1 protein-coding gene is annotated in these 594 nt (G+C 67.8%); it reads left to right on the top strand.

All coding sequences use genetic code 11. The annotated features are described in order from the left end of the window. On the top strand, positions 1 to 594 hold a 594-nt coding region (locus QSK45_RS38085), incomplete at both ends, for a 2-oxoacid:acceptor oxidoreductase family protein (protein ID WP_285563535.1).

The raw sequence follows: 594 nt of genomic DNA on the forward strand, positions 1-594 counted from the left end.
CGATCTGCCGCGGGGCGCCGAGATCATCGTGAACACGGACGAGTTCACCAAGCGGGCCCTGCAGAAGGTGGGCTACGACGCCTCGCCGCTGGAGGACGGCTCGCTGGACGGCTACGGCCTGCACCCGGTGCCGCTGACCACCCTGACGGTCGAGGCGCTCAAGGAGTTCGACCTCTCCCGCAAGGAGGCCGAGCGCAGCAAGAACATGTTCGCCCTCGGCCTGCTGAGCTGGATGTACCACCGGCCCACCGAGGGCACCGAGAAGTTCCTGAAGTCGAAGTTCGCGAAGAAGCCGGAGATCATGGCGGCGAACATCGCCGCGTTCCGCGCCGGCTGGAACTTCGGCGAGACCACGGAGGACTTCGCGGTCTCCTACGAGGTCGCCCCGGCCGCCAAGGCCTTCCCGGTGGGCACCTACCGGAACATCTCCGGCAACCTCGCCCTGGCCTACGGCCTGATCAGCGCCTCCCGGCAGGCGGATCTGCCGCTGTTCCTGGGCTCGTACCCGATCACCCCGGCCTCGGACATCCTGCACGAGCTGAGCCGGCACAAGAACTTCGGCGTGCGGACCTTCCAGGCCGAGGACGAGATCGC

Origin of the sequence: Streptomyces hygroscopicus subsp. hygroscopicus, assembly GCF_030269125.1 — a bacterium.
GTDB lineage: Bacteria > Actinomycetota > Actinomycetes > Streptomycetales > Streptomycetaceae > Streptomyces > Streptomyces hygroscopicus_C.